At 67.9% G+C, this 12,245-nt stretch carries 13 protein-coding genes; 7 read left to right on the forward strand and 6 right to left on the reverse strand.

Annotated features, from left to right (window positions below):
• The first annotated feature begins 16 nt into the window (after positions 1 to 16).
• Complete coding sequence (locus tag DPR14_RS21520; protein ID WP_158046972.1) at positions 17 to 556, forward strand: hypothetical protein; 540 nt, start codon at positions 17 to 19, stop codon at positions 554 to 556.
• A gap of 51 nt (positions 557 to 607) precedes the next feature.
• Here the strand turns inward: DPR14_RS21520 and DPR14_RS21525 are convergent, their stop codons facing one another.
• Genes DPR14_RS21525 through DPR14_RS21545 form a run of 5 tightly spaced genes read right to left on the reverse strand, consistent with a single transcriptional unit; the run spans position 608 to position 5,569 of the window.
• Entirely contained in the window at positions 608 to 1,207 is a 600-nt protein-coding gene (locus DPR14_RS21525) for a hypothetical protein (protein ID WP_158046973.1), read from the reverse strand.
• Between the two features lie 55 nt (positions 1,208 to 1,262).
• Positions 1,263 to 2,498 (reverse strand): serine hydrolase, encoded by a 1,236-nt coding sequence (locus DPR14_RS21530; RefSeq protein ID WP_192499082.1) that lies wholly within the window; start codon positions 2,496 to 2,498, stop codon positions 1,263 to 1,265.
• Between the two features lie 40 nt (positions 2,499 to 2,538).
• Complete coding sequence (locus tag DPR14_RS21535; RefSeq protein ID WP_158046975.1) at positions 2,539 to 3,471, reverse strand: Hsp33 family molecular chaperone; 933 nt, start codon at positions 3,469 to 3,471, stop codon at positions 2,539 to 2,541.
• Positions 3,468 to 4,394, reverse strand: coding sequence for an ornithine carbamoyltransferase (argF, locus tag DPR14_RS21540; protein WP_158046976.1), 927 nt, complete (start codon positions 4,392 to 4,394; stop codon positions 3,468 to 3,470). The genes DPR14_RS21535 and argF overlap by 4 nt, the downstream gene beginning before the upstream one ends.
• The gene (locus DPR14_RS21545) at positions 4,391 to 5,569 is read right to left on the reverse strand and encodes an aspartate aminotransferase family protein (protein WP_246148440.1); all 1,179 of its coding nucleotides are present in this window, start codon (positions 5,567 to 5,569) and stop codon (positions 4,391 to 4,393) included. Before DPR14_RS21545 ends, argF begins: the two co-directional genes overlap by 4 nt.
• A 309-nt stretch (positions 5,570 to 5,878) precedes the next feature.
• Between DPR14_RS21545 and DPR14_RS21550 the strand changes: the two genes are divergently transcribed.
• The 6 genes from DPR14_RS21550 (at position 5,879) to DPR14_RS21575 (ending at position 11,463) form a co-directional block, all read left to right on the forward strand.
• Positions 5,879 to 6,874, forward strand: a complete 996-nt coding sequence (locus DPR14_RS21550; protein ID WP_158046977.1) for a CsgG/HfaB family protein — start codon at positions 5,879 to 5,881, stop codon at positions 6,872 to 6,874.
• Positions 6,875 to 6,885: 11 nt separating this feature from the next.
• Positions 6,886 to 7,191: a DUF4397 domain-containing protein gene (locus tag DPR14_RS21555; protein ID WP_158046978.1), complete on the forward strand. Its 306-nt coding sequence runs from the start codon at positions 6,886 to 6,888 to the stop codon at positions 7,189 to 7,191.
• Positions 7,192 to 7,210: 19 nt separating this feature from the next.
• Positions 7,211 to 7,606, forward strand: a complete 396-nt coding sequence (locus DPR14_RS21560) for a DUF4810 domain-containing protein (RefSeq protein WP_158046979.1) — start codon at positions 7,211 to 7,213, stop codon at positions 7,604 to 7,606.
• A gap of 12 nt (positions 7,607 to 7,618) precedes the next feature.
• The gene (locus DPR14_RS21565) at positions 7,619 to 8,278 is read left to right on the forward strand and encodes a DUF799 domain-containing protein (protein ID WP_158046980.1); all 660 of its coding nucleotides are present in this window, start codon (positions 7,619 to 7,621) and stop codon (positions 8,276 to 8,278) included.
• Between the two features lie 129 nt (positions 8,279 to 8,407).
• Complete coding sequence (locus DPR14_RS21570; RefSeq protein ID WP_158046981.1) at positions 8,408 to 9,394, forward strand: hypothetical protein; 987 nt, start codon at positions 8,408 to 8,410, stop codon at positions 9,392 to 9,394.
• Between the two features lie 14 nt (positions 9,395 to 9,408).
• Entirely contained in the window at positions 9,409 to 11,463 is a 2,055-nt protein-coding gene (locus tag DPR14_RS21575; RefSeq protein ID WP_158046982.1) for a tetratricopeptide repeat protein, read from the forward strand.
• 4 nt (positions 11,464 to 11,467) lie between these two features.
• Here DPR14_RS21575 and DPR14_RS21580 read toward each other — a convergent pair whose 3' ends face one another.
• The gene (locus DPR14_RS21580; RefSeq protein ID WP_192499083.1) at positions 11,468 to 12,220 is read right to left on the reverse strand and encodes an ABC transporter permease; all 753 of its coding nucleotides are present in this window, start codon (positions 12,218 to 12,220) and stop codon (positions 11,468 to 11,470) included.
• Positions 12,221 to 12,245: the final 25 nt, after the last annotated feature.

Genomic DNA, 12,245 nt, shown 5'->3' on the forward strand with positions numbered 1-12,245 from the left:
CCTGGAGGGATGAGCCATGCCGTTACGACTCTTCCGGCGCCGCCCCGTCGCGGAGCCGCCGCTTGCGGACGTGCTCGCCGGCCTGATGGCGGCACGGGACGCGGACCGGATCGCCCTGATGGTCCTGGCACTCGGCCCGCGCCTGGAGCGACGCCCGGACCTCGCGAGCTGCCTGCGCCTGGCGGCGATGGGCGGCCTGACCGGCGAGGCCGCCGCCCGGCTCGGCGGGCCGCTGCCGGACTTGGTCCGCGAAAGGCTCGGGGATTCGACCCACGAGGCCCGCTTCGTCGAGACGCTGGCGCGGCTGGCGCGCCGCATGGAGCTTGACGCCGTCCCGGCCCGGCACTGGACCGGGGACGACCGCCGCCGCCTGTTCGACCCCGACTTCCTGGCCCGGCGCTGCGCCGGCGAACCCGTGATGGCGGAGCTGAACGACCTGCTGTGGCACGCCGCCGTCGCCCGCCTGCGGCAGGCCGGCGAGAACCCGGCGGCGGTCGCGCTGGAGGCGATGGGGCTGGCGGGGAAGCCGGTGACGTCGAAGGCGACGGTTCGGTAGGTGGGCCTTGGCCCCGAGGGCCGACGCACATGGGAGCTGGCGGCTTTTCCGCTACCGAAGCGTGACCGCCGACAGGTTGCCGTAGACCCCCTCTTCCAGCTTGGCGTTCAGCTCGGTCATCATGCGCTCGACCATGGCGAACAGGGCGTCGTCCCTGCCCTGGAGGGAGATGTTCTCGGGCACGCTGATGGTGCGGGCGACGGCGGCGCCGGTATAGCCCTGGAAGCGGCGCGACGGCTGTTCCACGACCAGGTCGACCGCGAGCTTGCCGTCGTAGCGCTCGGACTGGTCGGTGGTGAAGGCGCCGCGCAGGCCGGTGGTCGACGGCAGGCCGGTCTCGACGATGCTGGCGTCCTTGATGACGACCCGCAGCGTGCCGCTGCCGCCCATGGCGCGCAGCCTTTCGTTGGCCCAGCGGCGGATGGCGTCCGACGGCGGGACCGGGGCCAGGTGGTCGACGTTCGGCTGCACCTGGGGCGGCTGGTACTGCTGGACGACCTCGATGGTGGCGACGTCGAACGAGATCGGGGCCGCGCCGGCGAAACTGATCTGGCGGGCCGCCGGGCGCGGCGGTGCCGACTGGCAGGCCGCCAGGGCCAGGGTGACGGCGAGGACGAGGGCGGCCGGGCGGAGAAGGTTGCGGAGCATCATGACGGTTTCGCGGAAAAGGAGGGGGTTCACGGATAGCACGGGGCCGTGGCCCCGGTCACTTGGATTTGGCCGGCGGAGGCTTGGGCGGCTGGGATTTCCGGGTCTTCGCCGCGGTCGGCGTGACCGCTGCGCGGAGGTTCCTGGGCGAGACCACCAGGCAATAGGCCTTGGCCTGGCGCAGGCGCTTGCAGGCGGCCGTGGCCTGCGCCTCCTCCAGCCCGATCACGATCGGGCGGTGCTTCCTGCGCCGCTCGATCGTCGTCAGCATCGCGCCGCCGAGCACGGCGGCATGGCTCCGCATCAGCTTGCGCCCGGCGTCGGCCGCCTTCGCCTTGGTATTGAACGTGCCGGCGATCTCGACGCTCCAGCCGCCCTGCGCCCGGGGAACGCCGGGAACCGAGACGATCGACGCGCAGGCCGGGGAGATGACGCCGGTGGCCGGCTCGTCCGGCTCCCGGGTGCGGACCGGATCGATGTCGCGCAGGGTGACCGGGATCTTCGGGTCGGGTTTGGAATAAGCCTCGTCCATCAACCGGGCGATGGCGTCGGCGCGGTCGCCGCGGCTCAGTTCGCCCAGGACGACGGCGACCAGCCGGCGCCCATTGCGCACCGCCGACGCCACCAGATTGTATCCCGCGGCGCAGGTGAAGCCGGTCTTGATGCCGTCGGCGCCCCGGTAATTGGCCAGGAAGCCGTTGACGCTGTTGAAGGTGCTGCCCCGGTGGACGAAGCTTCGGGTGCTGAAATAGCTGTACTGGTCGGGAAAGTTCCGCAGCAGCGCCAGCGCCAGGATCGTCAGGTCGCGCGCGGTGACGACCTGTTCCGGGTGGTTGAGCCCGGAGGCGTTGCGGAACTCGGTCCGGTTCATGCCGAGCGACCGGGCCTTGGCGGTCATGGCCTCGGCGAAATCGGACTCGGTCCCGCCCAGCCGCTCGGCCAGGACGACGGCGGCGTCGTTGGCGGATTCGATGATGGCGCCCAGGATGGCGTCGCGCGCCCGGATGGTCGAGCCCTGGCGAAGCCGCAAGGACTGGCCGGTCTGGCTGGCCGCCCGGACCGACACGGGCAGTTCCTCGTCCAGCTTCAGCCGGCCGGCCCGCAGCGCGTCGAACGCCATGTAGACCGTCATCATCTTGGTGGTCGAGGCCGGGAAGCTGCGCAGGTTGGGCTGCTCGGCATGGAGCACGACCCCGCTGTCGGCATCGACGACCAGGCTGGCCCGGTACGCGGCGGCGGGGCCGGAGAACACGGGGCCGGACAGGATCAGGGCCGCGAGCGCGCCCGCAGACAACACACGAACGCATACCCGCAGCACGATGAACCCCTATGGATCAGCCGTAGACATTCTCCAATTGTGCATCATCAAAAGTATACGTCGAGTTACAGAACTCGCAGGTGACCTCGACCCGGCCGTTGACCTTCAATTCCGAGATCTCCTCGCGCGGCAGCGACCGCAGCACCGTCGCCACGCGGTCGCGCGAGCAGCGGCAGGTGGCGCGGAGCTCCGTCGGGGTATAGACGCGCACGCCGTCCTCGTGGAACAGGCGGAACAGCAGGTCGTTGGGCGGCAGCCTCGGGTCCAGCAGTTCGGCGTCGGTGCAGGTGCCGATCAGCACCATCGCCCGGCGCCAGTCGTCGGCGACGTCGCTGCCCAGCGTCTGCTGGATCTGGTCCTCCGGCAGGCGCTGGAGCATCAGGGCGCCGCCGCGCCAGATGCCGCCGGAGACGGCCCCGGCGCGGCCGACCGCGACCTTAATGCCGGTGTCGAGCTGCTCTGACTGGCGGAAATAGTGCTGGACGCACTCCGACAGCGTATCGCCGTTCAGTTCGACGATACCCTGGTAGCGCTCCGTGTGCTCGCCCTGGTCGACCGTGAAGGCGAGATAGCCGGTACCGAGCAAGGCCGGAACGGGGGCCGCCGCGCCCGCGTCGGCGCCGGCCAGCCGGTCGGCGTCGAACTGGGCGTAACCGCGCACGTCGCCGGTGCTGGTGACGTCGGCCACCATCAGCGAGATCGGGCCGTCGCCCTTGGTCTGGAGCGTGAAGATGCCCTCGTACTTGAGGGCGCCAGCCAGGGTGATGGCGAGCGTGATGGTTTCACCGAGCAGTTGGGCGACCGGCTCGGGATAGGCGTGCTTGGACAGGACCTCGTCGAGCATCGGGCCGACCCTGACCAGACGGCCCCGCAGGTGCGAGGCGTCGATCTGGAAAGGCTGCACGATGTCGTCGGTGAGGGGATTCTCGGCGTGACCGAAATGGCTCATGAACTCAGACACCAGGTTAGAATGCCCTTCTGGGCGTGCAGGCGGTTTTCCGCCTCGTCCCATACCACGGAGTTCGGGCCGTCGATCACGTCGGCGGTGACCTCGTCGCCGCGGTGGGCCGGCAGACAGTGCATGAATATGGCGTCCGGTTTCGCATTTGCCATAAGGCGCCGGTCGACCCGGTAGGGAGCCAGCATGTTGTGTCGGGTCGCGGCATCCTGCTGGTTCATGGAGACCCAGGTGTCGGTGACCACGCAGTCGGCCCCGGCGACGGCGGCATTCGGATCGCCGCCGACGCTCACCTTTCCGCCCTGCCCGACCGCCCAGCCGACCAGATCGGGGCCGGGCCTGAGCTGTTCCGGGCAGGCGAGGCGCAGTTCGAAGCCGAACCGGACCGCCGCGTGGATCCAGCTGACGGCGACATTGTTGCCGTCGCCGCTCCAGGCCACCACCTTGCCCGCGATCGGGCCGCGGTGCTCCTCGAAGGTCAGCACGTCGGCCATGATCTGGCAGGGATGCGACCGGTCGGTCAGCCCGTTGATCACCGGGACGGTCGCGTGCTCCGCCAATTCCAGCAGCTTCTCCTCTGAATCGGTGCGCAGCATGATCACGTCGACGAAGCGGGACAGTACCTTGGCGGTGTCGGCCACCGTCTCGCCGCGGCCAAGCTGCATCTCCTTGGAGCTGAGCATCACCACGTCGCCGCCGAGCTGGCGCATGCCGACCTCGAAGGAGACGCGGGTCCGGGTGGACGGCTTCTCGAAGATCATGGCGAGCGTCTTGCCGGCCAGCGGCTTGTCGCTCCTCCCGCTGGCCTTCAACGCCTTGCCGCGCTCCAGGATGGAGCGCAGCATCGCGGCGTCGAAATCGTCGAGGTCGAGGAAATGGCGGGGCCCGGCGCCGCCGGGTGCCTGCGCGCTCATGGCGCCAGCTCCGCGCAGACCTTGTCCAGGGTGTCGATCGCCTCGTCCACCTGGGTTTCGGTGATGATCAGCGGCGGCAGCAGGCGCACGACGTTGTCGCCGGCGGCGACCGTCAGCATGCCATGGGCGCGAAGCTTGTCCACGACGGTGCCGTTGACGATCTCGGGAGCGAACCGAAGGCCCAGCAGCAGGCCGGCGCCCCGCACCTCCACCAGCGCCCCGGGATGGCGGGCGGCCAGGTCGATCAGGCGGCTCCACAGCACGCGGGCGATACGGTCGACGCCTTCCAGGAAGCCCGGCTCCAGCATGACGTCGAGCACGGCGTTTCCGACCGCCGTCGCCAGCGGGTTGCCACCATAGGTCGAGCCATGGGTGCCGGGAGTCATGCCGACCGCGGCCTTCTCGGTCGCGAGGCAGGCGCCCAGCGGGAAGCCGCCGCCGATGCCCTTCGCGACCGACATCACGTCGGGCGTGATGCCGGCCCATTCATGGGCGAACAGCTTCCCGGTGCGGCCCATGCCGGTCTGGATCTCGTCGAACAGCAGCAGCAGGCCGTACTCGTCGCAGACCTCGCGGAGCTGGCGCAGATAGTCGAGCGAGCCGGCGCGGATGCCGCCCTCGCCCTGCACCGGTTCGATCGAGATGCCCGCCGTCTCGTCGGTGATGGCGGCGCGCAGCTCGTTCATGTTGCCGAAGGCGACCTGGTCGAAGCCGTCCTGCATGGGGCCGAAGCCCTTGACCATCTTCTCCTGCTTGGTCGCGGCGATGGCGGTCGTGGTCCGCCCGTGGAAGGCGCCGCCGGCGGTGATGATCCGCCAGCGCTCGGGATGCCCCGTCTCGTACTGGTACTTGCGCACCACCTTGATCGCGCATTCCCACGCCTCGACGCCGGAATTGGTGAAGAACACCGTGTCGGCGAAGGTGTGATCGACAAGTCGTCGCGCCAGGCTCTCCTGCCCCGCCACGCGGTACAGGTTGGAGGTATGCCATATCTTGTGCGCCTGATCGGTCAGCGCCTTGATCAGGTGCGGATGGGCATGGCCCAGCGCGGTGACGGCGACGCCGCTGGCGAAGTCCAGGTAGCGCCGGCCGGTCGTGTCGAAGACATAGGGTCCTTCGCCCCGCTCGAATACGACATCCGCACGGGCATAGGTGGGCATGACAACAGGGATCACGGGTAAGCCCCCAACGGGTTCAATTCCGGCAACGGTCCACCAGCGCCGTCCTCCGGAAAATGGCGTAGTACGGAAAGCACGAACTCCCGGAAGGCGCAGCCATCCGGGAGACCGCAGACTATCCGAAGCCGGGGACGGGATGTCAACGATTGCAGGCGCGAATCGGGCGGGCGGGGCGTGATTTCGTGGGCCGGAGCAGCGGAATAAGGAGAAATTCGCGGTAATAAAGCCTTAAATCCCTTGTGACAATCTTGCGCCCGATTTGCATTCAAAGGAATGCATCCACGTGTTCGGGAAACGTCTCAGCAAATGACCGCCGCTGCATTTCGCCCTGGAAGCGACAGGATCTCCCTCGGCAGGCTGCTTCGCCTTGCCCTTGCCGGAACGATGGCATTGAGCGGATGCGCCACGCCGGCCCCGACGCCGACCGCGGTCCAGGCCCCCGCCGCCGTCGCGGAGGCCCAGAAGCAGGCGGCACTGGCGCCGCCCGCCGTCAAGAGCTTCAAGCGGAAGGTGGCGTTGGGCCGCTTCACCAACGAAACCCGCTATGGCAAGGCGCTGCTGGGCGGCGACCTGGATCCGCTCGGGCGCCAGACCGGCGACATGCTGAGTTCGCGGCTGGTCGAATCCGGGCGCTTCATCGTGCTTGAACGGCCCGACCTCGCGGCGATCAAGGCCGAGCAGGCCCTGTCCGGCGGCGGCAACACCGTCGGGGCCGACACCCTGATCGTCGGGTCGCTGACGGAATTCGGCCGCGGCGCCGAAGGCCAGGCGGGATTCCTCAGCAACACCAAGCGCCAGGTCGCCCGAGCCAAGGTCGAGGTGCGGCTTGTCGACGTCAGGACGGGACACGCCTATTTCTCGGCGACCGGCGCCGGAGAGGCGGCGGTCGAGCAGGGCACCGTCATGGGGTTCGGCTCCCGCGCCGATTACGACGCGACCCTCAACGACCGGGCGATCGGCGCCGCCATTTCCGACCTTCTCAGCAGCCTCGTCGCGAAACTCGAGGAACGTCCCTGGCGCAGCGACATCCTGAAGGTCGACGGACCGCGCGTCTATATCAGCGGCGGCACCAGGCAGGGCCTGAAGCCGGGAGACAGGCTCGCCGTCATGCGGAGCGGCGAGCGGGTGAAAAGCGCGCAGAGCGGTTTCGACCTGGAACTGCCCCCCTCCCCCGTCGCCGAACTGGTGGTCGAGAGCACGTTCGGCGACAGCGTGACCAGCGAGGGGTCGATCGCGCGCATCACGGGCGGAACCGTTCCGGGCGGCAATACCAGCGGTCTGTTCGTCGCCGAAGTGAAGTGAGGAGCCGAGACATGTTCGTTCGTCCATTGGCGCTGGCCGGCGCCCTGCTGCTGACCGCCTGCGCCTATCCCGGCACGTCGGTCCGGACCTTGGAGGAAAAGCCGCGACTGGCTTTCGCCAACGCCTCCCCCACCGCCATGCTGTTCATCAACGGCGTCCTGATCGGCCCGGCCGCCGATTACGACGGAAAGAAGAACACGCTTCAGGTGGGAACGGGCACCCACACCGTTGAAGTCCGGGAAAACGACAGGGTCGTACTCAGCGAGAAGATCTATCTCGGGTCCGACATGACCAAAACAATCTCCCTGCCCAAGTGAGTCAGATCAAGTGAGTCAGATGATGAGAGCCAGTCGCCTTTCGATTCTGGCCGTGGCCGCGATTTGTGCGGGATGCGGTCCGACGACGAAATATTACTGGGGCAACTATTCCAAGTCGCTTTATGACTACCAACAGAACCCCACCGCTCAAGCCAGCCATCAGGCGGAGTTGGAGAGTATCATCGCCTCGGGCGAACCGACCCGGAAAGTTCCTCCCGGCATCTACGCGGAACTTGGCTACCTGAAGCTTTCGTCCGGCGACAGCAGCGGCGCCATAGCGCTGTTCGAGAAGGAAAGATCCGCTTGGCCGGAGTCGGCGCAGATGATGGACAAAGCCATCCTGAGTGCGCGCGAAGGCAAGGACAAGTCCCCCGCCGCAACCGGCGTCACGCCGGTATCGCTTCCCACCAGCTGAAGGCGACCCCTCATGCGAAATTACGTCAAGGCCGCCCTGGCCTGCCTGTGCCTGATGGGGCTGTCCGCGTGCGCGGCGCCGCCGCAGAAGAAGGACTTCGACGCGATCCGCGCGAACCACCCGCGTTCCATCCTGATCGTACCGGTGACGAACGCCAGCACGCAGGTCGATGCGCCGGACAACTTCCTGGTGACCCTGCCGGTGCCGCTGGCGGAGAAAGGCTACTATGTCTTCCCCGTGCACATGGTCAAGCGGGTCATGGAAGACGAGGGATTGGCCGACGCCGACCTGGTCCACTCGGCGGACGCCCGCAAGGTGGCTGCCCTGTTCGGAGCCGACGCCGTCCTGTTCGCCAATATCCGACGCTGGGATAGCCAGTACATCCTGCTGTCGACCACCACGACGGTCGACATCGACTACACTTTGAAAAGCGGCAGGACGGGGGAGACGCTCTGGGAAGAGACGGTCCACACGGCCTATTCTCCGCAGGCGCAGAACTCGGGCGGCCACCCCCTGGCCTTCCTGGTCACGCAGCTCATCGTCGCCGCCATGGAGAGGGCGGCGCCGAGTTACCTGCCCTTGGCGAGCCAAGCCAACGGCGTCGCCTTCTACGCGGCGGGCCGCGGCATTCCTTCCGGACCGTACGATCCGCAGTTCGGCAAGGATTACTGAGGCGGCTGATCGGCCGGGAGAGGCTGATACAGCAGGGGTTCCGGGCGGAGATGGCGCTTGCGAGGCGGAAGGCCGGGTGATAGCTAATCCGAAAGTATTAGATCTTTCGCCTGAAGGGCAGTCCGCTCCGTGCGACCTTCCGATCCGACGTTATCCGGCGTCCTGAACGAACTCGGCGGCCCGCGCGGCGGGAACATCGACCCCGTGTCCCGTGCGCGGGCGGAAAATTTCCTCATGGAGGAGAGGGTTCATCCCGACCGTCTGGCCGGGTACGAGTCCCGGCACCCGCCGCGTGAGGCGACCCGAGATGCCTGGACACGGAGCCACAATGATTATCTGCAAGCCTCCGTGTTCGTGGACGTGCCTGAAACCTTCGGAAGCCTGAATTCCGACGCCGCACTGCCTCCCGCGGTGTCCTCGACACTAGGCCGGGAACAGGTCCTGATCCGTGTCGAGTGCTTGGATTTCGCCCTGAATGAAACCAAAATCTGCTCGCTGGTCGACTTGGAGCATAATCTGGCCGTCTATACCGGGAGTCGGAAGGACGCTTTGACGAGCCAGGGTGACGCGAAGGCCCTGCTGGAGGAAGTCTGCCGGTCGTTGAACACCAATCCTTACGCGGTTCGCCCACGTTTCGCCGCCTTCGCGGAGGAAATGCAGGAGGAGATCGAGTCGGCGGATTGGGCCGACCGGCTGCGCGACCGTCTGGGCCTTGCGCACTATCCGTCTCCCAAAATCAAGTTCGGCGCCCATCCTGTCGCGCTGATGCGCTACAAGGTCGGCGAGGTGACGGACCAAGCAAGCCACGCGGGAACGACCTTCGCGCTGACCGTCCCCACTGCCCTGGATGCGGAGCCCTACGAGATTTTCCACCCTGCGCCGAAGGAGAGCAATTTCGGCCGGACCCTGAACCTCGCCGGCTGTGGCGACGAGTGCGACAGGCTCGCGTCGGAGGTGCTGCACCTGCGGGTCGACTACAAGCCTTCGCATATCCTGAAAGTCGGCGCCGTCACCACCCCCGTGGACACTTCGCCCTCCCGGATCGCCGAGATGCGTGAACAGCATTTATTCTGTTTGCGATACTTGCATGGGAACGAGGATTTCGGCACGCTGTGAAGACCATGCAGGCTGTGCCCAAACTTGAACGTCACCCATGGCTGGACAGCCTGATCGGCGATCCCGCCGACGCGGTCGATTCGCTGCTTCAGGGCTGCGCCTACCTGCCCGGCCTTCAGCGGATCAGCCCGTGCGAGGCCCTGATGGCTCTGATGGGCGACCTGCCTCCGGAAGCGCCGGAATGGGCGTTGCTGGACCGGGCGCTGCTGGCGTGGATCGAGCAGCGCCGCGACGGGGCCGGCGACCTTCTGGACCGCCCGGGCGGTGTCCAGCGGTTCATCCGCGAAACCGGGGAGGCGTTCCGGTCCGCGTGGCGGCTGGAGTTGCCGGAAAGCTCGGCCTGGATACGCGGCAACCTGCCTGATCTGCTGCGCTGGGCCGACAATTTCACGATCGACCCCACTTTCGACCTGGGACGCGCGGTGCTGACGGCGGGCGCGCATCTTCAGCAGGGCGACGAACTGCGCTTCCAGTGGTTCCGGATCTGCGAGGAGGCGGCGCGAACCCGCCTGCGCCACCGGCTCGACAATGCCATGCTCGGCCTGATCCGCTTGCCGGCCAAGGCCGGAGGGGCCGGGCCGTCGCAGGACGTGGTGACCGGGCTGGCCCGCTGGGCCTCCCGCCTGCCCCAGGACGACCGTTACAGGAACGAGGTGGTGCGGGAGTGGCGCGCGCTGAAGGCGGCCTTCCCGCGGCAGCCGGGGTTCTGGCGGAACCGCTGGGAAACGATTCTGGAGGATGGCCGATACGACCACGCATTCCTCCAATGGCTGAGGGATGGCGACCCGGCGCTGAGCGCCCCGGTCGGCAGGGTCCGGCCGAAGCGGGAGCCGCTGCTGCCGAAAAATGTTTCCGGCACCATCGACGACATGAAGAAGGAGGTCGGCAGGAACGGCCTGACCCGGCAGCTTTGGTCGCGCATGACGGCGCTCCTGGACCAGCTCGAGAATTTCGCAGACCTGACCGGCAACAGCTATTTCCTGGTCACCAGTTGCACCAGCATCGCGAACATCGTCCTGCCCCACGCCCCGGGCCATGCCCTGGCGCAGGCCCGGCACGCCCTGCTGTGGGCGCCATCTGATGGACATGCCTGGAGCGTGCGTGCCCGCGCGCTGGAGCAGTTGGGTCTGCCGGACCTCGCCATTGCCGTCCTCTGGGAAGGCATGCGGCGCGCCCCGATGAGTCCGGCGTTCTGCAATCAGTTGGCCGTGCTCCTGGTCCGGCAGGGGCGCGGCCGGGAGGCCGAAGCGCTCCTGCGCCAGGCGATCCCGGATAGGGCCGATGACGTGACGGTCTATACCCTGTCGCATCTGCTGATTGGGGAAGGGCGCTTCGCGGAGGCGGCGATTGCCCTCGACCAATATCGGCAAAAGTTCGGAGAGGATGAACATTCCGCCCTTTTGGAGCGGCTGATCGCCGCCGGTCCCGCCGGACAGCAAAGTGCCCGCGATCATTTCTTGGGGATCGGCCGGAAGTCGGAGGGCGAGCCGGTCGCCTGGGATGCCGGCGCGGCGGACTCGGCGCTTTCGGCGGAAAGGAACGAAGCGGACCGGCTGGCCCGTATCGCAACGGTCAGCGACGCCGACCTGATGTTCCGCATTGGCGGCCAGTACCGTGACGAGGCGCTGGAACGCGTGGATCGCATCATCGCCGCTGATGAGTTCGACGCCTACGCCCAGGTCGTCAAGTCCCTGGCGGTGCCGGAATACCGGGAGGCGATGCAGGGACGGGCGGGCCGCTTCGCCGCATCGCTGCCCGTTCAACTCGCCATCGCCCCGCAGACCGCGGCGTCCGAGCGTTGGGACGCCCTGGAGCGACGTTTCCCCGACGGCAAGCCGCTGATCGACCTCGTGCGGATGGCCCGCGGCGACGGCTCCCCCGGCGTCGCGGCCGATCTGATCGCCTGGAGCGAGACGCCCAGCCGGTGGGACGAGGGCTGGGCGAAGTTCCTCAAGAGACGGGTCGCCGATCACCTGGAGGGCGAGCGCCCCGCAAACTTGGACAGACTGGCCCATGACGCGCTCACGCAGGCGGTGGACGTGGGCTGGAGCCTGAAACCGGCGGCTTGAACGGTCACGGCCGCAGCTTCCACCCCCGGCTGATCAGCACGCCGCACGCGGCCCACAGCGCCGCCGCCGTCCCGGCGACCACCGCCAGCGACGCCAGGGGTGACGCCTCGGCCCCGCCCAGGAAGCCGTAGCGGAACCCCGAGATGGCGTGGAAGATCGGGTTGGCCTGGATGAGGGCCGGGAACGGTTCCGGCAAGGCTTCGGCCGGGACGAAGACGCCGGACAGGAAGGTCAGCGGCACCAGGACGAAGACGAAGGCAGCCGCCAGATGGTCCCACTTCTCGCACCACAGTCCGATCAGCACGCCGGCCAGCGACATCATCAGCGCGCCCAGCGCCGCGAAGGCGACCACCGCCCAGGGGGCAGCCATGGGCATCGGCCAGACCAGCAGGGTGCCGGCCAGCACAACCGTCCCGGTGACCAGGCCGCTCAGCGCTCCGGCCAGGGCATAGGCGGCGGTCATCTCGGCGGCGCCCAGCGGGGCCATCAGGATATCGCTGATGATGCCTTCCATCCGGTCGAACAGCAGGCTGAACGCCGTCGTCTCGGCCGCGCGGAACAGCGCCGCCATCAGGACGAGGCCCGGCACCGCGAACGACAGGAGCGCGTCGCCCTCGTCCGTGCCGCGCTCCGGACCCAGGGCGAAGAACAGGATGATGAAATAGACCAGGGTCTGGAAGGCGGGTGCCAGGACGGTCTCCAGCGCCTCCTTCAGGTAGCGGCTCAGCTCGCGGCGGAACAGCGTCCGCGCACCCATCCAATGGATGCGTCCGATCGCGCGG

This window comes from Skermanella pratensis (genome assembly GCF_008843145.1).
In the GTDB taxonomy this organism is placed as follows: Bacteria; Pseudomonadota; Alphaproteobacteria; order Azospirillales; family Azospirillaceae; genus Skermanella; species Skermanella pratensis.